The organism is Phaeodactylibacter sp. (genome assembly GCF_040219495.1).
Classification (GTDB): domain Bacteria; phylum Bacteroidota; class Bacteroidia; order Chitinophagales; family Saprospiraceae; genus Phaeodactylibacter.
Genome location: NZ_JAVJSK010000124.1, coordinates 62,671 through 83,683, shown reverse-complemented (window position 1 = coordinate 83,683; position 21,013 = coordinate 62,671). Strand labels below are relative to the sequence as shown.

The window sequence follows — 21,013 nt, the reverse complement described above, 5'->3', positions numbered from 1 at the left end:
AGTTTGTCCTCTAAACTAACGCAAATAATTCACGGTTTGCAACATTTTCCCTAAAATAGAGCTTCCTGTAAAGGAGTTACAACCTCACCGCATGCGCGAGACGAAATTCATTCAGCAAAATAAGGACAAGTGGCGGGCCTTTGACCAGGCTCTGGACCAGGAAGGGCGTGACCCCAAAGAGCTGGATGAGCTTTTCGTGCAGGTCACCGATGACTTGTCCTACGCCCGTACGTTCTACCCCAACCGCTCAGTGCGCGTGTACCTCAACGGGCTGGCCCAACGGGTATTTACCGTCCTCTACCGCAACCGCCGGTCTTCTGCTCACCGACTGGTCACCTTCTGGACAGACGAGTTGCCGCAGTTGGTGTACGAGGCCAGAGGGGAGTTCCGGTTTGCCTTTCTGGTATTCGCCCTGGCTATGCTCATCGGTATGGTATCCAGTGCCAGTGACGCGGAGTTCCTGCGGGTCATCCTCGGCGATAGTTATGTGGATATGACCCTGGAGAACATCGATTCTGGCGACCCCATGGCCGTGTACAAGCAAAAAGGCGAGTTTGAGATGTCGCTGGGCATCACGCTCAACAACCTTTGGGTATCCTTTCTGACCTTCGTGACCGGTGCTTTCTTCACCATAGGCTCCATTGCCGTACTGGTCCGCAACGGCATTATGCTGGGCGCCTTCCAGTATTTTTTCATTGAGCAGGATTTATTCTGGGAGTCGTTCCTGACGGTATGGATTCACGGTACGCTGGAGATTTCGGCCATCATTATTGCTGGTGCAGCGGGCATCACCATGGGCAAGGGGCTGGTCTTTCCGGGCACTTACAACCGCATACAGGCTTTCCAGAAATCAGCACGTCGGGGCATCAAAATCATGGTTGGCATCGCCCCGATCATCATTTTGGCAGGCTTCATTGAGGGCTACCTGACCCGGCACACCGAGACCCCAGATGCCGTACGGGCGCTTTTCATACTGCTCTGCCTGTCTTTTGTGCTCCTGTACTTTGTCTGGTATCCACGGATCAAAGCCCGGGTGGGCTTTGATCAGCCGGTGCGGGATACGCGGCTTACGCCGGATGCACGGTCGGAATTGTCGTTTACCAAAATCCGGTCGGCCGGGGAGCTGTTTACGGACTTGTTTGTCGTGTACAAACGCCACTTTGGGGTTATTTTATTGACCACTGCCGGAGCTGCCCTGCTGTTTACCGCTTTTGCTTTTTTGCCGGGCGATGCACTGCCGGAAGACCGCTTCCGGTTTCCATCCGGGGTATTTTTGGGGCTTGGGCACCTCGCCCAATTTTTCAATAACCCCTTCGCTCCGCTCATCCCGTTTGCCCATGTTTTAAACCTCTCCGTTATTGCGCTGCTGGTCTTCCGTAAACTGGCGCAGGAAGAGCGGCCGGGCTACAAACGGTCCGTGGGCATCGCATTCATCAACCTGATGCCCCCCATGGGCGCACTGACTGCCCTGCTGTACACCAACGACTGGTACACGGTTTTTCTGTCCGTCCTTTTCATTGTCATTCCTGCGGTTTGGGGCTACTGCAGCTACCGGGAGGGGCTCAATTCGCTGGCGGCTTTCAGCAAAAGCCTCTCTTTATGGAGCGCCAACTTCAGCCGTATCTTCAGCCTGTCCCTCATGCTCATGCTGATCGGGCTGCTGTTTTACTCTTTGGTCAATACCGTGCTGGCCTGGTTCTTCCTCGATCTGGTGACCTGGGTGGTGCAGCTCGACGAGGCAGGGATGGCTCAGCTAAGCGTAGTCTTGCTGGCCTGGCTGAGCGTATGGTTGTTGTACCTGGTCGGAGCCATGCTCCTCCTCGGCGGCGGGCTGTTGTACTACACCTTATTGGAAATACAGGAGGCGCCCGGGCTGCGAACGCGCATCGCACAAATCGGGCAGCAGGTGCGGATCAGAGGGCTGGAAAAAGAAAGGAGATGATGCATAAAGGGCAACGGATAATAAGATGGCTTTTACCGGCGCTGCTCGCCTTTGGGGCAGGGTTGGCGCCATTGCCGGCACAATCCTATCTGGAGCAGGAGGTCAGGCCAGCAGAGGTAGACCGGGAACGCTGGGCAGCTGCCAAGGAGGGCATAGATTATGGAGTGCCGGAGCCCCGTCAGGAGCGGGAGCGCAGCGGGCAAAGTGAAAACCAACGGGGCGGAGGAGAACGGGAAGGGCCTCAGGCCGAGGCGCCACCGTCCCCTGAGCCCTGGGTAGGTGGAGAAACGGCAGCGCTGCTGCTGCGCCTCTTTTTTTGGATTCTTATTGCCGTATTCATTGCGGTGATTATCCGCTACCTGCTGGGGCTCAAGCGGCCGCCGGGGAACCCGAGCATTGAAAAAGGCTTTAGCTCCGGCATTGATTTGGAAGCCATAGAAGAAGACCTGCCCGAAGTGAAGCTGGAAGATTTTTTGCAACAGGCCATCAACAATAAGGAATATACCCTGGCGGTACGTTTGTACTACCTGGTGCTGCTACAGGGGCTGGCCCACAAGAAACAGGTGGCCTGGCAGAAAGACAAAACCAATAATCAATATGTGCAGGAACTGAGCGGTACGCCACTGCAGGCTGATTTTCGCAGGGTGACGTTGCTGTTCGAGCGGGTCTGGTACGGCGATCAGCAAATCGACGAGGCCGCATTCGAGTCGATTGCACCCCGATTTCAGGATTTTGCACAGCGCATTCAGGATTTAAAACCAGATTATGCTCAGTAGGCGGCGCACTATAATCATTGCAGTAGCGCTCCTGCTCATTGGCGTGTTACTGACCCTGCTCTTCCGCAGCGACCGGAAGGAGCCCGTAGACTGGCGGGAGACCTACGAGAGCCAAAGCCGTGCGCCCTACGGCACGTCTGTTTTGACGGCCATGCTGGAAAGCCATTTCCGTAAGGATAGCCTGACGATATTGCGGGATAGCCTGCGCGGTCAGCTCGACTCCCTGCCCTCGGATGCGGTCTACCTCTTTTTTGGTCAGGCCCTGTACCAGGATTCCGCCGATCAACAAGCCTTGCTGGACTTTATCGCGGCGGGTAATACGGCTTTCATTGCCAGCAAAACAGTGCCGGACCTGATCGGGTCATCCTTATTCTCCACCCGGGCTTACTGCCAGGGTACAAGTTGGGACGAATACCAGTTGGTGGAAGACTCCACCGCCGGGCTTAATTTTGTGCACCCTGACCTTCAGGTGGATACCAATTTTCAGTACACTTTTGCAGATCGGGGGTATCCGGCAAACTACTATTGGACAGGATTGCCGCAAGCGCTATTCTGTGGCCGGGAAGCCTCCTTTTTGCCCTTGGGCACCCTGAACGACAGCCTTTATAACTTCACACGTCAGGCGTATGGCAACGGGTATGTGTACCTACACACCACCCCACTGGCCTTTACCAACTACCACCTCATTGAAGAAAACGGGCTGGAGTACCTGCGCCGCGTCCTGATCCACCTGGACGCCACCGGGCCCGTATACTGGGACCGTTACAGTCAGGTGCCAGAAAAGTCGGACGGGCAACCGGACCCTTTCCCCGAAAGGCGGCTGAGCGCCAATAGCCCGCTGGGCTTCATCCTGAGCGAGCCGGCCCTCACCTGGGCGTGGTACCTGCTGTTGAGCATGGGCATACTCTATTTGATTTTCCGCGCCAAGCGGCAGCAGCGTGTTATCCCTGTGCTGGAGCCGAATGAGAACACTTCACTGGAGTTTCTGAATATGATCGGGCGCTTATATTTCCTACAGAACAACCACCGTCAGCTGGCTTTACAGCAAATCAAAATGCTAAAGCAGCACATTCGCCGGAGGTACAATATCAAGGAGCTGAATGAAGAGGCGGTTGAAACATTGGCACAACGTTCGGGGGTGGCAGAAGCGCATATCCAACGCCTGCTTACCTTTAACCGCAACATCCAAACCTCTACCTTTATGTCGGCCAAGTCCCTAGCGGACTTTCACCAATTAATCGAACATTTTTACCAAAACAGCAAATAGATGCACCTGGACGAGCACGATGAACCCTGGAATACCCCGGAAGAGGATGCCGGGCGGCAGGAGCCGCAGGAACGGCCCGATGATGAACGGCAGGAAGTACCGCCGCTGCCGCCCCAAGCAGATGCGCAGTGGCAGCCGCCCAACCCGGCTATGCAACAGATCAATATTGCGGTAAGCCGCGTCAGAGAAGAATTGCAAAAGCTGATTATCGGGCAGGAAGAAATGTTGGAGCTGCTGCTGGCCGCCTTGTTTTCCGGAGGCCACGTGCTGCTGGAAGGGGTGCCCGGTATTGCCAAAACCCTCACCGCCAAACTGATGGCTCAGGCTATGGAGGTCGATTTTTCCCGCATTCAGTTTACGCCCGACCTTATGCCGAGCGACGTTGTGGGCACCACGATCTTCAATATGCAACAGTCCTCGTTCACTTTCAACGCGGGGCCGGTCTTTTCCAATGTGGTGCTGATTGATGAGATCAACCGGGCGCCCGCCAAAACACAGGCCGCCCTGTTTGAAGTAATGGAAGAGTATCAGGTCACGGTTGACGGGCAGACCTACCCCATGAAGCTGCCCTTCTTTGTGATTGCTACCCAAAACCCCATTGAGCAGGAGGGGACCTATAAGCTGCCGGAGGCGCAGCTCGACCGCTTCCTGGTCAAGATTAACCTGCATTACCCCAGCCTGGAAGAAGAAAAGCTGATCCTGCGGCGGTTCCGCTCGGATTTTGGTATGGCACAGCGCAGCACGGTCCGTCCCGTTTTTAATGCTCAGGAAATCCAGGAATGCCAGGCATTGGTGCAGCAGGTGCACATCAAAGATGAACTACTGGACTATATTGCGGGCATTGTGCACGATACGCGGAATAACGGCGACCTCTTCCTGGGCGCTTCCCCCCGGGCTTCCCTGGCCATTCTGAAAATGTCAAAAGCGATAGCCGCCATTCGGGGACGTGATTTTGTGACCCCCGATGACATTCAGTATGTGGCTTACCCGGTCCTCAACCACCGGGTCATGCTCACGCCGGAGCGGGAGATGGAAGGCTATACCACCCGCGAGGTGGTGCAGTCGATTATACAGAAGATTGAAGTGCCCCGCTAATGAAAGCCATTTACCTCACCAACCGGTTCTTTTGGGCTTTCGGAGGCCTGGTGCTGCTGTTTGTGGTCAGCTTCTGGGTGCCGGTCTTGCTGCCTGCTTCACAAGCCATTTTTGTGCTGCTGCTGGCGGTAGTCATACTCGATGGGCTTCTGCTGTTTGGCAGGCAGCTGGAAGTCAGTGCCACCCGGCATACGCCTAAAATGATGGGCCTGGGGGATGAAAACCCGATCAAAATAACGCTAAACAGCAAGGCTAACCTGCCCCTTCGCCTGCGTGTAATTGATGAACTGCCGGTGCAGTTCCAGCGGCGGGATTTTGAATACCGGGTGGGCCTACAGCCGGGGGCGGCAGAAAAACTGCAGTACACACTCCGGCCGGTGGAGCGTGGGCGGTATGCATTTGGAGATATCAACCTCTTTTTGTCTTCACCCATCGGCCTGCTGGAGCGGAGGTGGATTGCGCCCGCGGAAGTGACCATCCCGGTTTATCCGTCTGTGCTACAGATGAAGCAACTGGAACTGCGCGCCCTCGACCGCATTGCTCAGCACCCCGGCATTAAGAAAATCCGCCGTATCGGGCACAGCTACGAGTTTGAACAGATCAAGAACTACGTACGCGGTGATGACTACCGCAGCATCAACTGGAAAGCCAGCAGCCGCCGCAGCACACTGATGGTCAATCAGTACGAAGACGAGCGCTCCCAGCAGATTTATTCCATCATCGACAAAAGCCGGGTGATGAAGATGCCCTTTAAGGGGCTGAGCCTGATGGACTATGCGGTGAACGCCAGCCTGGCCATTTCCAATATTGCGCTTAAAAAATACGACCGGGCGGGGCTGATTACCTTCTCGGATAAAATCGGGGCTACCGTCAAAGCCGACAGCAAGGCCATGCAACTCAACAAAATCCTCAATGCCCTCTACGCCGAGGAGGAGCGGCAGGTGGAAGCCAATTACGAACTGTTGTACTACGCTGCCCGCAAGCTGATTGCCGGGCGGAGCATGATTCTGCTGTACACCAATTTTGAAAGCCGGTTTGCTCTGGAGCGGGCACTCCCGTTCCTGCGCCGTATCAACCGCACCCACCTACTGGTGGTCATCTTCTTTGAGAATACCGAAATCCGCACTTTTATCGAAAAAGAAGCGGAGCACATCGAGGACATCTACCTGCAAACGGTGGCCCGCAAATACCTCAATGAGAAGGCACAAATGGTGCATCAGCTCCGGCAATACGGCATTCAGGCTGTTCTCACCCGCCCTGAAGACCTTTCGGTCAATACGGTGAATAAATATTTGGAGCTGAAATCCAGGGGGTTGATTTAAGAGCTTGTCGGGACTTTAGTAATCGGTCTAACCAAAAAATGGTTAGTTTTCGACTAGAAGACAAAAGCCCCAACACGCTCTAAGTTGACCTTTAAAGCCATCTTTTTAAATCATTTTTGAGTTTCCTTCGTTTCTATTGCTGTTTTCTTTTCTAACTTACAATTCACCAAACAAACAGGAGTTGGGGCAAATAATACGCACAGCGATCATAGACGATCAGCAACTGCTGCTACAGCAAATGAAGATGCTTTTGGAGCTATCGACCCATCAGATCAAGTGCGTTATTATGGCTACTTCTGTAGAAAGCTTTTTTGATGCGTTATTAACGCAGCAGCTTTCGCTGGATATTATTCTGTTGGATCTGGACCTGCGGGGCCAGGAAAGCATTACCCACCTGCCTAAGATCAAACGCCTGACCGGAGGTGCCAAAGTTATTATGGTAACCGGGCACGACAACCCGGAGTTATTGGCCAAGGCCATAGCAGCGGGAGCAGACGGTTACTTTGTAAAACGGACGGACCCCCAGCCTGACCTGGCTGAGGTGGTGAAGCTCACTTTTGAAGGAGGGGCATTTCTGGAGCCTAGCATTTCCGCCAATTTACTGCAAGCCTTCCAAAACCGGAAGGTGCCGCACCGGCAAGTCAATATTGGACAACTATCCAAAGCACTGGGCATTCTACTCTCCAAACGGGAAGTAGAAGTACTGGATGGATTGCTGGAAGAAAAGAGCTATCAGGAAATTGCGGACCAAAACCACATTTCTATCAATACGGTGCGGCACTATGTCAAGGAGCTTTACCAAAAAATGGGCGTCAGCAGCCGGCGGGAACTGATCGAAAAGGTGCTGGAAATTTAGAGTGTGTTTGGTGGTGACGACCCTGGCGTTGCCTTTTTGTGCAACGGCAGGGTTATGATTACCGTAGTGCCTATCCCTACTTCACTCTCAAAAGCAATAGAGCCGGATTGCTTTTCAATGAGCTCTCTGGTGATATTCAATCCCAGTCCGGTGCCCACTTCGCCTGAGGTGCCTACCTGGCTTTGCGTTAGTGTATTTGAAGTGACCCGGTCAATGGTTTCCGGAGTCATACCAATGCCGGAATCTTTTACTTCAATGTGTGCATTTCCCCCTTGCTTATAGCACGACACTACCACTTCCCCACCCTGATCTGTAAATTTCAAGGCATTGCGCAACAGGTTTTGCAGGCAGATACTCATAGCGTTGGAGTCTGCAAATACAGTAAGGCTACCTGAATCCTCCACGCTAAGTATTATACCTTTCCGATCTGCTTCCGGCTGATGCGCTCTGACCAGGTGTTGCAGTAGCGGACTAAGCTCAACGTCACTTTTCCGGACCACCATCTTGCCATTCTGCAGAGAGGCCCAGCGGGTAAGGTTTTCAATCGCCCCTTCCATGCGCAGGGCAGCGAGGTGAATATTCTGACTCAGTGCGGCCGCACTGTCATAATCTTCTGATTTGAGCGTCTGCAGAATTTGGCGGGTGGCGCTGCCAATGAAAAAGAGGTTGCCTCTGATCTCGTGCCCGATGATGGACATGACCTTGTCCTTCCCCTCGTTGAGCTGTTCGAGTTCTGCATTTTGCCTCAGTATCGTTTGCCGGTCCTGTTCGATGGTTTTGGTGCGCCGCTCCACTTCCCGGCGCAGCCGCTTCTCCGAAAACCGGAGTTGCCTCAAACGGAAGCGGAAGAGTAAAAAGCCCACTCCAAAGGTGCCCACACCAACCAACAGCCAGAAGTACCATTTTTCGTAATAGGGCCGGTGTACCACTATTGGAATGCGCAATTCATTGGACCGATGCGAATAAGTAGTGGTGCGGCCTCTGATGCGTAGCTGATATTCGCCATACGGCAACCCGCCAATCACCAACTCATTGCTACTCATCGGGATCCAGCTATCGTGCTGCCCATCAATACGATAATCGTATTGGTGGTTTTTGAGGGGCAGGTAAGAAGCAACATGGACTTTGAGGTGGCACGCTATATTGGTCAGTGGAGAAAAATCAATCCTTTGCGTTTGGTGCCACTGTGCAGTACGATCCTGCAACAAGCCTGTTTTTTTGTCTGGCACCCCAAAGTAGACCAGGTTGAGGGAAACATTCTGCTCCTGCCCTAGCAGCAGGCTGTCGGGATGAAAGACCACTGCCCCGGCCACCCCGCCAAGCAGGAGCCGCCCATCGGGAAGCCGAAGGTGGGCATTATAGTTGAACTCGTTGTCGGGCAAGCCACTTTGGCGGGTAAAGGTGCCAAAATCCCCGGTACCCGGCATAAACCAAATCAGCCCGTCGTTTGAGGGGATCCACAAGCGCCCCGACCCGTCAGTGAATACAGCATGGTGGACATCATTCGGCAGCCCTGCGGTCTCCCGGTTGTACTTTCGTAGGGCGCCATCAGAAGGCGTCCATCGCCACAGCCCACTGCCATTGGTAGCCATCCAGCAGGTATCCGGTGCAGCCCAGTAGAGGTAGTTGAGCGATACAATGGTGTCGCCATCCAGGTGGTGCTGTACAGCCCGGGTATCCGCTTCCATACTGTACAGCCCTTTGTTGGTCGCTATCCAGATGCGGTTTTGGTATTCAACCAGGTGCCGGATTGAGGCATTGCCGAGCGCTCCGGTAGTATTGATATCCGCACAATGATCGTACAAGGTGTCTCCGCGGTGATATTCAGCTAGTCCAGCAGCTGTGCCTACCCAAATACGCCCTGATGTATCTTCAAGCAGTGAATGCACACTCAAAAACGAACCAAAAGGCTTGGGTAGATACACCTGCCGGTACACGCGGCCAGCTCCGTCAACCAAGTTAAGTCGAGAATTATGCGAACAAGTCAGAATGGTATCCGGAGCTAGTTGAAGGGCATCCAGCCAGACCTGATCTGCAGCTCTGTTGATCCGGTAAGTATCATGGCTGACCGGATTGTAGCCCCAAAGCCCTGAGTAGGCACTCAGTAGTATGGTGTCTTCCCGGTAAGGGACAAAGCTGCGCATACTGTTTAGCCCTTCTTCTGTAAATAGCTTTCGGAAAGGGAGGCTGGAAATTTTCAGTGCCAGGACCTTGGAGTAGAGTGTGGCGTAAGCCACGCCTTCCTCATCGAAGTACAGCTCCTGAGGGTAATTATTGATAATATACCCATTGACTTCCTCCGGATAAGCTTCTTTAAATGAAAAGGACTGCTTGGTTTCCTGGTCAATCACTTGCCAGTCTTTTCGGCTAACGATATGCCAAAGCCTGCCCTTCTGAAGCTTGACCATAACGGCTTGGGTGATATCTATCTGGTTGTCATTACTGACCTCAAGGTAAGGTTTGACTCCTTGTCCAAGGTACAGCATCAGATGCCTGCAGAGTTCGCCATTGTAGGTGATTTCCGGCAAAAACAAAAGCGAGTAAATATTCGGGCCGGCTTGTATAATCTGCATCGGTGCAATGGGCACCTGATAGGTATTCAATATTGCTCCCCAACGGTCTTCCTGTTCTATTTTTCCAGGGCGGCCAATCAGATAGGTACCATCCGAAACCGGATAAACGGTGTTGATCAACTGCCCGGAGTTGTGTTCCAAAACTTCATGGAAGCCCGCCTCATCGTAGCGGAATATCTTGTGCTTGTTGGTAATGACGTAGATAGGGGCTCCGGGCACCCCGTTGCTGCAAACATTGATGATGTCATTCGTATGGAAGGGCAGCTGACTTTTGTAGAACGTATTAAAATCCGTTAGCTCCTCTTCAGGGCCAAGTACTTTGATTTCAAATTTCTCGCCAAAAAGCAGCTGTTTTTGCCGGGCGTGTTGGTAGCTACCGGCCCAGATTGTGCCATCGGGTGCTTCGAGCAGCAGGCCATTGATTTTCGCAACAGCCGGGGGGCTATCGCTGGAGAACGCTTTTACGGTATACCCATCGTAGCAGTTGAGCTGCTTTTCGGTGTAAATCCATAACCTCCCATCGGTGCTGATCATACTGGTATGAGGCGCATGGCCTTCTATCCCATCCCGGTAACTGATACTCCCGAATTTGCTCTGAAAGTTTTGCGCTGGCAACCCCATACAAAACAGCAGCAGCACGAATATGCAACAGGCTATTGCCAATCGCCTGATCGTTGTGGTCTTATAACTATTCTGGTATAGCTGTTGCTTCATGCTCTGCGTTCGTCCCTGCAAACCAAAGATAAGTGTTCCTGAACAGAAACAGGCTATCGGGTAAATGGATACCGGAAGAACAGTACGGCAACAATAGCGAGCAGAGCAAGCAAGACCGGCAGGTAGGGCTTTACCGCTGACAGCCCGTAGAGTAAAGGCTCAGAGAAAAAGAACCCTAAATTGCCCACGATGGTTACCCAAAGCAATGTACTGATGAAGCTAAATACGGCAAAGCGGGTTACCGGCACTTTCGCTACGCCAAAGAGGGTAGGCAAAACGATACGAAAACCATACATAAAACGATAAACAAGCAGAAGGAGCGTGGATCGCTCCTCAACGGCAGCTGACATCTGATTGAAGCGGAACTGTAGTTTCGGCCGGCGGTCGATCGCCTTTTGGCCACCTTTCCGCCCGGCAAGGTACAGAGACCAGTCAACCACCTGTGCGCCTAAGAATACCGCAAGCAACACGTAATAAAAATTGAGATACCCCAACCGCGTAGCCTGAATCGCCGTCAGAAAAGCCACCTCTCCTTCGAGCACAGCGCCGAGAAAAGCTCCCAAATAGCCCAACGATGAAATCCATTCTGCCATGAGGCTGGTTTTTTAGATGATCTAAAGGTCTCCGTTTTGCGCTAAAAGTGCATCAGGCAAACGTAAAAACAATTACCTGTTTGCTACTTCGACAGGGCTGATATCAAAACCCGCATCCTCCACCGCTTCAATAACGGCTGCTTCTTCGAAACTGCTGCCGCTGACGGATAGTACTTTTTCGGGGTGGCTGGTGTCTACTTCCCAATGATCGATGCCGGGCACGTCGCTCAGAAAGCCGGTAACCGCTTTGACACAGTTGCCGCAATTAATGGTGGTTTTGAATTTTTTAGTCGACATAGAAATTTACGCGATGGTTATGGGGTTAAAACGTCGTGTAAAAGCGGATAGTTGAGGAGCAGGAAGCGGTAAATACGGCCCAAAATTTGGGATCAAAAGCCTTAACGCTTATCTTATCCCTGAATTTAGGCCAAACCGCCTGATGCTATAGCCCCAATCCTGTTTCGGAAACAACCGGCTTTTTATTTGGTAAGAGTATGTTTGGAGGTGTTTTGTTAGCGAAAATCAATGGTTTAGGGTTCTGGCTAACCGTTTTGAAAGGAGTTTAGCAGGCTAAATGACTGCCAGCACTGGACGCCAAGGTTCCTAAAGCATTGATTATCAGTATAAAAAATACTCCAAACATACTCTAAGGCAGAGGAGATAAGATGAGCAATCAACCATCAGAGCAACACCGAGCACTATTTGAACAGGCGCGGCAATACGAAGCGGCAGCTGACCCCTATAATGCTGTAAAGTTGTATAAGCGGGTGATCAAAGAAGTACCTCAATGGCAGCAACCCTACCTGCGGCTGGGGCACATGTACAAGTACCGCAGAGAATGGAAGCCAGCGCTTTACTACAACAAAAAGGCGGTGGCTTTAGAGGTGTCTAACCGCCAGGCTTGGTGGGATGTTGGCCTGGCAGCAACTGCTTTGGGAAAGCTCAGGCAGGCCCGGAGGGTTTGGGAAAAGTTTGGCTGGAATACAACCGGGCAGCATTCGCTGAAGCCCGTCTCGGTAAGGCTGCAATTTCAAAATCAGTTTGAAGTCCTGTGGGTGCAGAGGATCAGCCCCTGCCTTGGCTATATCCGCTCCATTCCACAGCCGGCATCAGGCCGGCGTTATGGCGATCTGGTGCTGATTGACAATATGGTGAGGGGCTATCACAGCAGCGGCATGCACCGCTTACCGATCTACGACGAGCTGGGCCTGAAAAAGTGCGGGCACTACGGTACCTTTTCCTGTACGCTGCTGCAAGCCACAGAGGAAGACATCAAACTGCTTCAGCAATTGTGCCAGGAGCAAAATATGGGCTTTGAGGTCTGGGGCAACGCGGCTCAGGCTGCTACGGTCAGATCCGCAAAGGGTAAACCGGAGTACTATGCATTCAGCAGGTATGCTGCACCAGAACTATTAGTCGCCATTGCGGCCCGGCAGCAGGCAGAGGTACGCAGTGTACTCAAAGCCTGGGAAGTCATCTCACTGAAGAACTTCGCGGACTTCCGGGTCCATCAATTGTAAATATTCACCAATAGGGTTTATAATAAACTCTAATAAATATCCAGCTAAACTCCATGACTGAACAACAACGTAACCGACTGAATACCATCATCGAAGATGGCTACCAATTTGATCTTGGCGAGTACATTAGCAAAGGGGCCTCCCTTTTCCAAAAAAGTGCCGGCAATTTCATTGGCTTTGCCTTCCTGGCTGGTATGATCCTTAGCGTCGCCAGCTTTATCCCGATCATCGGGTCTATACTCACCAACCTGGTCTTATCGCCAGCCCTTTTTGTAGGAGGCTACCTGGCTGCGCATAAACTTAACAATAAGGAACCTCTTGAATTTGGCACCTTTTTCAAAGGTTTTGATCACGTTGGGCAGCTCGCTTTGGCGGCTTTGGTAACCAATCTGATTCTCTTCGCCACCTTTATCCCACTGCTGGCGGTTTGGTATATGTATGGTGCAACCGACTGGCTCTATGACATCTTTAGTAACCCGGTGATGGCAGGTGAGCCGCCGAGCTTCCCGGTCTGGTCCTTCCTCCTGACGCTGCCAGCTATATACCTTTCCATAGCCTACGCCTGGTCTTATCTGTTTATCGCCTTTTACGGCATGGACTTCTGGGAAGCCATGGAGAGCAGCCGGAAAATCATCAGCAAAAAATGGGGCATATTTTTTCTCTTTTTGCTGATCCTGGGCCTAATGGCAGCTTTGGGTTTCCTGTTTTTCTTCGTCGGTGCGCTGGTGACTTTCCCCATCTTAATCTGTGCCAATTATGCGGCATTCGCTGAGGTGACGGAGCTGCTGGCAGAACAAGAAGATGACCTGGTAGAACACCTGATCGACTAAGAGCATGTTTGGAGGTTCACGCAGAGGCTCTAATGCTTTACAGGGATGCCTTCCTGCGCGAGCCATTCTGTGATAGGGCGTTGCTGAATAGCGGCAGCCATCAGGCCCGGGAATTGATCCGGCGTGCAGGCAAAACATGGAATGCTCAGTGCTGCCAATTGCGCTGCAATATCTCTGCTGTAAGCTGGTGCTCCCTTATCATTGAGCGCAAGCAAGACAATAAACTGAGTGCCGGCAGCTTTGATTTGGGCAGCCTGAGCAAGCAGCCGTTCCGGCCGGCCGCCCTCGTACAAGTCACTGATGAGGACCAGGATCGTATCATTGGGGCGGCGGATGAGCGGCTGTGCGTAGGCGACTGCTTTGGCAATGTCTGTTCCTCCGCCCAGCTGTGTGGCAAACAAAAGGTCTACCGGGTCCAACAGGTGTTCTGACAAATCAGCTACTGAGGTATCAAAGGCAATAAACCTGGTGTACAATGCCGATACAGAAGCCATGATGCAGCTCAGGATGCCGGCGTAAACGACCGAGGCCGCCATAGAGCCACTCTGGTCAGCGAGGATGAGCACGTCTTTTAGCCGGGACCGCTTGCGCCCGTATCCGTGCAATCGCTCCGGGATGATGGTTTTGTAGTCGGGCTGGTAGTGCTTTAAATTGGCACGGATGGTCCGGTTCCAGTTGATTTCATTCAGCCGGGGGCGCCGGTTGGGCGTTGCCCGGTCGAGGCTGCCCCGGATAGCCCGCTTGAGCGGAAACTCCAGCCGCTGCTCCAGTTGTTTGACAATACGGCTAATGACGATACGTGCCGAGGCGCGCGTTTCATCGGTCATCTGTTTATTGAGGCTTAGCAGGGTGCCCACGAGTTCCACATCGGGCTCAATAGCTTCCAAAAGCTCAGGCTCCAAAAGCATGCGCTCCAGGCCCAGGCGTTGTAGTGCATCGCGCTGCATAAGCTGCACCACCGGCGTTGGGAAATAACGGCGAATGTCACCCAGCCACCGGTTGACATTAGGCGCAGAGCTGCCCAGCCCGCCTTTACGGTCGCTGTCATAGAGGGCTTCCAGGACCTTGTCCATCCCTTTGGCACTACCGGAAAGCGGTACGGTTGCCGAGGGGTCGGATTGTTTCCCCAGGATAAGCCGCCAGCGTTCTGTTTTCTGAGCTTCTTTCAATTTCAATCCTGAATTTAGCCTGGCTTTAGCCAAACTTATAACTTTTACCTTTCTTTACACAAAGGTAATGGATAGCGCCGCCTTTCGCACATTTTCAATCCAATATGGCATTTATAGATATTCTCATCCCGATTGTGCTTGCGCTGACGATGTTTGGCGTCGGCTCTTCACTGCAGCTTTCCGACTTCAAAGCGATTGCTGCCCGGCCAAAGCTCGTATTATTAGGGCTGGGGCTGCAAATGCTCTTTTTGCCTGCCGTTGCTTTGCTGGCGTGTTTCCTGTTGCCGATCAGCAATGCCTGGAAACTGGGGATTATCATCTTGTCGCTCTGCCCCGGTGGCGCCACTTCCAACTTTATTGCTTATTTGCTGGAGCTCAAGACCGCACTTTCGATTTCGCTGACCGCCATCAATAGTTTACTAATCCTGATAACGATACCCCTGGGGGTTAACCTGGGAGCGCATATTTTCATGAACACCTCTGCCTCCTTTTCCCTTTCTGCCGCTGAAACTTCGCTTAATGTGTTTTTTATTGTACTGCTTCCTGTTTCACTGGGCCTTCTTTTTCACCGTCGGTATACAGCTGTTTCAGAACGTTTAAAACAACCGGTGAAAATTATAACCACACTCCTTCTGGCTACCGTTTTTGCAGTCAAATTCTTTGGCAGTGAAGAAAGCGGGGGTAGTGAAATTGAGTGGAGCGATATTGTAATACTTGCGCCAATCATGCTCACTTTCCACTTCATTACGATGTCTATGAGCTATTGGGCTGCATACCGGCTGCTCAAAGGCGGCGCTTATGATGCGATCACCATTGGGATCGAAGTGGGGCTGCAAAATACAACCCTTGCGCTCCTTGTCGCTACAGTCATGATCGGGGACGAACAAATGGCTGAGCCAACCTTGGTGTATGCGATGTTCTCTTTTTTTACCACCCTTGGCTTTGGTTACTTTGCCAAACGATATGCTGATAAGCACCGGGGATAGGGGAGTGGCGTGGCCTTTTACTCCTTCTGGCAGTTGTCTGAGATGTGCTGATGTAGCGAGCGTAAAAAAGCCCTCTGAGCGTTAAGCTCAGAAGGCTACAATTCTCCCAACACATTTAATCTTTTATCGGTTTTTTGGGGGTTCGGTAAAGAAACAAACATTTTAGTTTTCTTAAAATGTGAAAAACATGTAAGGCCATGAAAACGCCGGGTATGCAGTGCATTTGCCTACAACGGACTCCCAATTGACCTTTTTCCCAAAACAGGAACAATGTCTAATTACAGGATCATATCAATTGAATAAATACCTTTTATTTGCTGATTTACAAGTGTTTGTAAATTTGGCACAACTTATGAATCAGAATTTATTGGTAATGAGAACGAAGTTACTAAAGCGTAGCTTCCAAATTGTGTTATGTTGGAGGAAGCCTTACTTTTTAATGGGGAATGTTATCAGAGAGGCTTCCTCCCCATAACTTATCACAAGACAATCACCGTACGTTTTCGTATCGGTTAATATATATGGGTTTTTAGGTGTATTTATGGTTAGTTGCTATAGGCTGATTTCATTCATAAAAGAGCGCATGAATATCTGGAGCGTTAAAAGTAAATTGAAATCAACACGAGAGCAACTAACCTTTTTAAGCCTCCAGCTCCGATAGCTTACCTTCCAGAAGAGGGAAAGCCAACTCTGTATCTGACACAAGCTGCCTTACCGTTTCGTGTATCCCTGTTTTTTCCGTTTCGTTTTTCGCTAGTTTTTCTACAGCCAGGGCTTTTTCCTGTTGTGCAGACATGCCAAGCATCATATAATTAGGTTTAAGTTGATGCGCCATTCTGTAAACGGTGTCCCAGTCTTCCTGGCTGAGCCCCTCCGACAAGCGTACTACATTTGCAGGGGCTTCCTCCAAAAAGGTTTGAATAATTTCTTTGATGAAGGCTTGGTCCCCACCACTAAACTCGTTGAGGTAGGTCAGATCGATCTGTACAGGTGAAGAACTCTGCTCCTTGTCCGTATTCATATTTAACTGCTTTTCTTGAGAGGTGGTACTAAGCTGCAGGCTTTTGAGCATAAGCTCTGATAGCGCTACAGGTGAGAAAGGTTTAGTAATGAACTCGTTCATGCCTGCTTCGATAGCCCGCTTCTTTTCATCCAGCATGGCAGCGGCTGTCAATCCTATAATTTGGGAGTTCCGATTGGGATTGGCCGGGTCTGCCCTGATTTGCGCCGTTGCCTCGCATCCGTCTAATTTCGGCATGTGAATATCCATCAGGATGATATCAAAATGTTGCTCCCTGGTTTTTTCTACCGCTTCGATGCCATTACTGGCTATTTCAAAATGGCAACCCCACCCTTTAAGAATGTGGCCAGCCAGCTTTTGGTTCATCGCGTTGTCTTCCACCAAGAGCACCCAAAGGGACCGGAGCAGGTCTTTGTGATCAGCATCTGCCAAACTGATTGGGGCCCTTTTATTGTCCAACTGATCAGACATGGGCAGCGATAAGTTAAAAAGGAAAGCGGTCCCTTTACCCACCTCACTCTCTATCCAGATTTTACCGCCCATCAATTCTACCAGCTGCTTCACAATTGAAAGCCCAAGCCCCGTCCCACCGTACATTCTGGTGATATCGGAATCCGCCTGCTTGAAATTCTTGAAAACCAGTTCCAGCTTTTCGGAAGCAATACCAATGCCGGTATCAAAAACGGAAAACTGTAAGTGCATATGCGTATCGGTACGGTCCAGCAAATGCGCTTTGATCCCAATCGTACCCCGGCTCGTAAATTTTATGGCGTTGCCCAGCAAATTGGTAAAGATTTGGTTCAACCGGGTCGGGTCACCAATGAGCTTCCGATCTATTTTTTCATCCAGCTCCAAGTCTACACTCAGAGGTTTGTTCTTTACTTTCAGCTGAAAGCTTTGCCTGAGGTTGCTCAGCATATGGTACAGGCTAAACGGCACCGACTCCAGGCTGAGTTGGCTGGCCTCGATCTTAGAAAGGTCCAGAATGTTATCAATTAAGGCGAGCAGGCTATCCGCAGAATACTTTAGAGACTGCAGATAATCTTTTTGCTCAGGGGTGGTCGCCGTATTGAGGAGCAAGTGCGTCATCCCAATCACGGCATTCATAGGCGTACGGATTTCGTGGCTCATGTTTGCCAGGAACTGCCGCTCGGCCTTTATGGCTTTTTCTGCCCGGGTTTTAGCAGCCTGCAGGCGGTCTTCCAATTGTTTGCGCTCAGTAATATCATAGTAGATGCCTATGTAGCCTTTCAATTGCCCTTTGCGGTTCAGAATGGGGGTGTTGCTCACAATCGCCCAAATGACAGCGCCATCTTTGCGCTTAAATTGCTGCTCGTAGATCACCGCTTCAGAAGCAACCTGCCCGGCCTGCCCCGGCCACTCGCGGTACACTCCGGGTTGGGACACAAAAACATCACCCGGTTTTCTGCCCGCCAGCTCGGACTCTTCGTACCCCAACATCGCGCAAAACCGGTCGAAAGCACGAGTGATGACCCCATGCTCGTCAAGTTCCAGCAAGCCAAGCTCCATGTTCTCCAGTATCCCCCGGTACCGCTCTTCGCTCTCCTGCAGCCGGGCTTTGGCTGTTGCCCGGGCAGTGATATCATGGCACTGCCATAGCAAGCCGAGGTAGTCTTGGCCCGAATACACAGGGATCGCATCAAAGCAGAGCACCTGCCCGTCAGGCATAATAAATTTTTGCCCCATAGAGAGCTGCCCTGCATGCCGTACCTCCTCAGCCCATTTTTCGAACACTTCCGGTTGAGCATGCTTTTGGGCTACTTCCCTGAGTAAAACCCCTGCATTTAACCCGATCAGGTCCCCGGGGTAGTACGGAATACTAAACTGCTCACAGAACAGCTTATTCACCAATAACGTCTTCCGCTCAGTGTCCTCAAAAATAATAGCAGCCTGAAGATTGGAAACCAGCGCTTTTAGCTGTGTATTCAGTTGACTCAGCCTATTTTCGTAGACAATCTGACTGGTAATATCCCGAACGATATGCCGCGACCCGGACTGATGCCCACTTTGATTAAGGATCAGGCTGGAGTTGAAAGCCACAAATCGTTCTACCTGGCCTGTGGTTAAAACCCGGCACCGGAAGCTTCTGTCAGACTTATGGTCAAGCAGCTTTTGCAAAAAATAAGCAAACTTATCCCGGTCTTCCGGGTGAATAAAGCGGGGCAGCTCATGCTGAAAGGGAAGCTCCCCGTTTGGGGCTGCCTTGATATCCAGCAACGCCTGAGCAGACCGGTTCGCCTGAACAATCTGGTGATCCTCATTGAGGATGAGCAATGCATCTGACATATTCTCAAAAAGATCACTATACTGAGCAACACTTTTTTCGAGCTGCCCTTGCACCTGATTGATCAACTGCTGTTGTTCCCTCAGGCGGGCGTGCACCATGCAGGCATCCATAGAAATGCCGAACTTTATAATCAGCTTAGCAAGCTCACGCATAGAAATTGCTTCAAATGGGCGTGTTCGCTGGGGTTCGAAAATTTGCATAAAGCTGAATACCGGCAGCTGGAAGTAGCCGTAAGCACCCGGGCCAAGCTCCTGGCTATTGATAAAGCGGGTAGTAGCCTCCCCTTCCTTCAGGACCTCGGTGAAAAAGGGCTGTTTTTCGAGTACTTTTACCATAGGATGGTGATCCGGGACCTCCACAGGCGAGTGCTCATCTTGAGCAGGAAAGGAAAACTCCAGGCGATAAACACCATCGGCTGACCTCAGCCAAAGCCCTGCGAAAGAGAGACTGGTAGACTCGACAAGCTGGCTAAGAAAAACCTTAGCGTTCTCTTGTGCATGGAGCGATGTGCCGATGGCGAGCGAGAGCTCAAAAAAGCGCTCCAGCTCGTTTCTTTTTATTTGGTGCATATCTGTTAGCCCGCTTGATCAACAGTCAGATCATCCAACATTGTTGATATCTTCCTTTTCTTCCTTAAGCATTCGGTAAATCGTGGATTTACCAATATCCAGTTTTTTGGCGACCCGGATAACATCATCCTCATATTTTTTCAGAAAATGATGGATAATCAGCCGTTTATATTCTTCTAAAGTCAGTTCTTCGGTCAGGAAAGCGTCTTCCTTCCGTATACTTCTAAACTGAATATCATCAGCGAGTATACCCTCCTGCTCATCGGCCATGACCGCAGCCAGTTCAATTACAGCTCTAAGCTCCCGCACATTGCCAGGAAAGCTATAACCCAGGAGTTTGTTCTTCGCTTCCTTGGTCAAATTAAGATTGCCCAGATTGTTCTGCTGCTGAAACTCCTTTAAGAAAGCGTTGGCCAGCAGAAGTACATCATTGCCGCGATCCCTCAGGGGCGGCAGCTCAATCGTCAGGCCAAGTAAGCGATAATACAAGTCTTCTCTGAACAGCCCTTTCTTAACCTCCTCCCCCAGGTCTTTGTGGGTCGCAATGATGATGCGGGCATCAAAGGGGATGGGCTCTTCCCCTCCTACCCGTACAATTTCCCGCTCCTGAATAGCCCGGAGCAGCTTGGCTTGCAGGTTGAGGTCCACCTCGCCGATCTCATCCAGAAAAAGCGTCCCTTTATCCGATAATTCAAACCGCCCCTTCTTCCGGGCAACAGCACCGGTGAAGGCGCCTTTCTCGTACCCAAAGAGTTCACTCTCCAACAGGTCTTTGGGAATAGCCCCCATATTTACGGCCACAAAGCCGCCGTCTCTGCGTATAGAATTATAGTGGATGCTTTTTGCCGCCACCTCTTTCCCGGTACCAGTCTCTCCATATATAGATACGGTGATATTGGTCCGTACTGCTTTTTCCATCAATCGGAAAACCCTTTGCATAGCCGGGCTGCCACCAATAACCGACTTGCTGAATTCATACTTAACAGCCACTTCCTGCCGTAGTTGGTCTACTTCTTCCTCAAGGTCAAGCTTCTTCTTGATTTGCCGAATGTCATTCTCCAGCCGGGCCCGAAAATCTTCATTCTTGGTGATGTAGTCATAGGCCCCGTCGTTCCGGATGAGCTTTACGGCGGTTTCTACGTCCTGTTGCCCGGATAGCATGACCACCTGTATATGCTCATCGTAACTTTTTATACGCTCCAGCACTTCTTCCCCGGTCATATCGGGAAGCGAGTAGTCCAGAGAAATCAGATGAGGGTTGAGGCTGAGCTTCGCCAGGCAAGCTGCGCCGGTAGCAAAAGCGTGCACCTCGTGCTCAGGGTCGAGCTCCAGAAAGTAGCGCAGCATCCGCATATATACAGGGTCGTCTTCGACGACAAATATTCTAAAGGATTTATCCATGAATTATACAGCAAACAAGTTTATGGGTAAGATATTATTTATGGTGCAATATTCCTAGCATGGCGCTAAGG

General features: G+C 51.2%; 15 protein-coding genes. 9 read left to right on the top strand and 6 right to left on the bottom strand.

Annotated features, from left to right (window positions below; all coding sequences use genetic code 11):
- Nucleotides 1-91 precede the first annotated feature (91 nt).
- From RIC19_RS19985 to RIC19_RS19960, 6 genes are all read left to right on the top strand, one after another.
- A complete protein-coding gene (locus RIC19_RS19985) occupies nt 92-1,942 on the top strand; it encodes a stage II sporulation protein M (protein WP_350180132.1) in 1,851 nt (616 codons plus the stop codon).
- Nucleotides 1,939-2,718: a DUF4129 domain-containing protein gene (locus tag RIC19_RS19980; RefSeq protein ID WP_350180131.1), complete on the top strand. Its 780-nt coding sequence runs from the start codon at nt 1,939-1,941 to the stop codon at nt 2,716-2,718. The genes RIC19_RS19985 and RIC19_RS19980 overlap by 4 nt, the downstream gene beginning before the upstream one ends.
- On the top strand, nt 2,708-3,985 hold the full coding sequence (locus tag RIC19_RS19975; protein ID WP_350180130.1) for a DUF4350 domain-containing protein: 1,278 nt from the start codon (nt 2,708-2,710) through the stop codon (nt 3,983-3,985). Before RIC19_RS19980 ends, RIC19_RS19975 begins: the two co-directional genes overlap by 11 nt.
- On the top strand, nt 3,986-5,080 hold the full coding sequence (locus RIC19_RS19970) for an AAA family ATPase (protein ID WP_502930850.1): 1,095 nt from the start codon (nt 3,986-3,988) through the stop codon (nt 5,078-5,080).
- The gene (locus RIC19_RS19965; protein ID WP_350180129.1) at nt 5,080-6,402 is read left to right on the top strand and encodes a DUF58 domain-containing protein; all 1,323 of its coding nucleotides are present in this window, start codon (nt 5,080-5,082) and stop codon (nt 6,400-6,402) included. The genes RIC19_RS19970 and RIC19_RS19965 overlap by 1 nt, the downstream gene beginning before the upstream one ends.
- Nucleotides 6,403-6,583: 181 nt before the next feature.
- Complete coding sequence (locus RIC19_RS19960) at nt 6,584-7,258, top strand: response regulator transcription factor (protein ID WP_350180128.1); 675 nt, start codon at nt 6,584-6,586, stop codon at nt 7,256-7,258.
- Here the strand turns inward: RIC19_RS19960 and RIC19_RS19955 are convergent.
- The 3 genes from RIC19_RS19955 to RIC19_RS19945 all read right to left on the bottom strand — a co-directional run bounded on the left by RIC19_RS19955 (nt 7,255) and on the right by RIC19_RS19945 (nt 11,435).
- Nucleotides 7,255-10,545 carry a sensor histidine kinase gene (locus tag RIC19_RS19955; protein WP_350180127.1) on the bottom strand — a complete coding sequence of 1,097 codons (3,291 nt, stop codon included), beginning with the start codon at nt 10,543-10,545 and terminating at the stop codon, nt 7,255-7,257. The two genes, RIC19_RS19960 and RIC19_RS19955, sit on opposite strands and share 4 nt — an antisense overlap.
- A gap of 53 nt (nt 10,546-10,598) precedes the next feature.
- On the bottom strand, nt 10,599-11,138 hold the full coding sequence (locus RIC19_RS19950; RefSeq protein WP_350180126.1) for a DedA family protein: 540 nt from the start codon (nt 11,136-11,138) through the stop codon (nt 10,599-10,601).
- 72 nt (nt 11,139-11,210) lie between these two features.
- Complete coding sequence (locus tag RIC19_RS19945) at nt 11,211-11,435, bottom strand: heavy-metal-associated domain-containing protein (RefSeq protein WP_350180125.1); 225 nt, start codon at nt 11,433-11,435, stop codon at nt 11,211-11,213.
- Nucleotides 11,436-11,803: 368 nt separating this feature from the next.
- Here RIC19_RS19945 and RIC19_RS19940 point away from each other — a divergent pair, with 368 nt between their 5' ends.
- A complete protein-coding gene (locus tag RIC19_RS19940; RefSeq protein ID WP_350180124.1) occupies nt 11,804-12,658 on the top strand; it encodes a tetratricopeptide repeat protein in 855 nt (284 codons plus the stop codon).
- A gap of 53 nt (nt 12,659-12,711) precedes the next feature.
- Nucleotides 12,712-13,488 (top strand): DUF2189 domain-containing protein, encoded by a 777-nt coding sequence (locus RIC19_RS19935; protein WP_350180123.1) that lies wholly within the window; start codon nt 12,712-12,714, stop codon nt 13,486-13,488.
- A gap of 29 nt (nt 13,489-13,517) precedes the next feature.
- Here the strand turns inward: RIC19_RS19935 and RIC19_RS19930 are convergent, their stop codons facing one another.
- Nucleotides 13,518-14,657 carry a VWA domain-containing protein gene (locus tag RIC19_RS19930; protein WP_350180144.1) on the bottom strand — a complete coding sequence of 380 codons (1,140 nt, stop codon included), beginning with the start codon at nt 14,655-14,657 and terminating at the stop codon, nt 13,518-13,520.
- Between the two features lie 104 nt (nt 14,658-14,761).
- Between RIC19_RS19930 and RIC19_RS19925 the strand changes: the two genes are divergently transcribed.
- Entirely contained in the window at nt 14,762-15,643 is an 882-nt protein-coding gene (locus tag RIC19_RS19925) for a bile acid:sodium symporter family protein (RefSeq protein WP_350180122.1), read from the top strand.
- A 640-nt stretch (nt 15,644-16,283) separates the two neighbouring features.
- Here RIC19_RS19925 and RIC19_RS19920 read toward each other — a convergent pair.
- Entirely contained in the window at nt 16,284-19,541 is a 3,258-nt protein-coding gene (locus RIC19_RS19920; protein WP_350180121.1) for a PAS domain S-box protein, read from the bottom strand.
- A 30-nt stretch (nt 19,542-19,571) separates the two neighbouring features.
- Nucleotides 19,572-20,942 (bottom strand): sigma-54-dependent transcriptional regulator, encoded by a 1,371-nt coding sequence (locus tag RIC19_RS19915; RefSeq protein WP_350180120.1) that lies wholly within the window; start codon nt 20,940-20,942, stop codon nt 19,572-19,574.
- Nucleotides 20,943-21,013 lie beyond the last annotated feature (71 nt).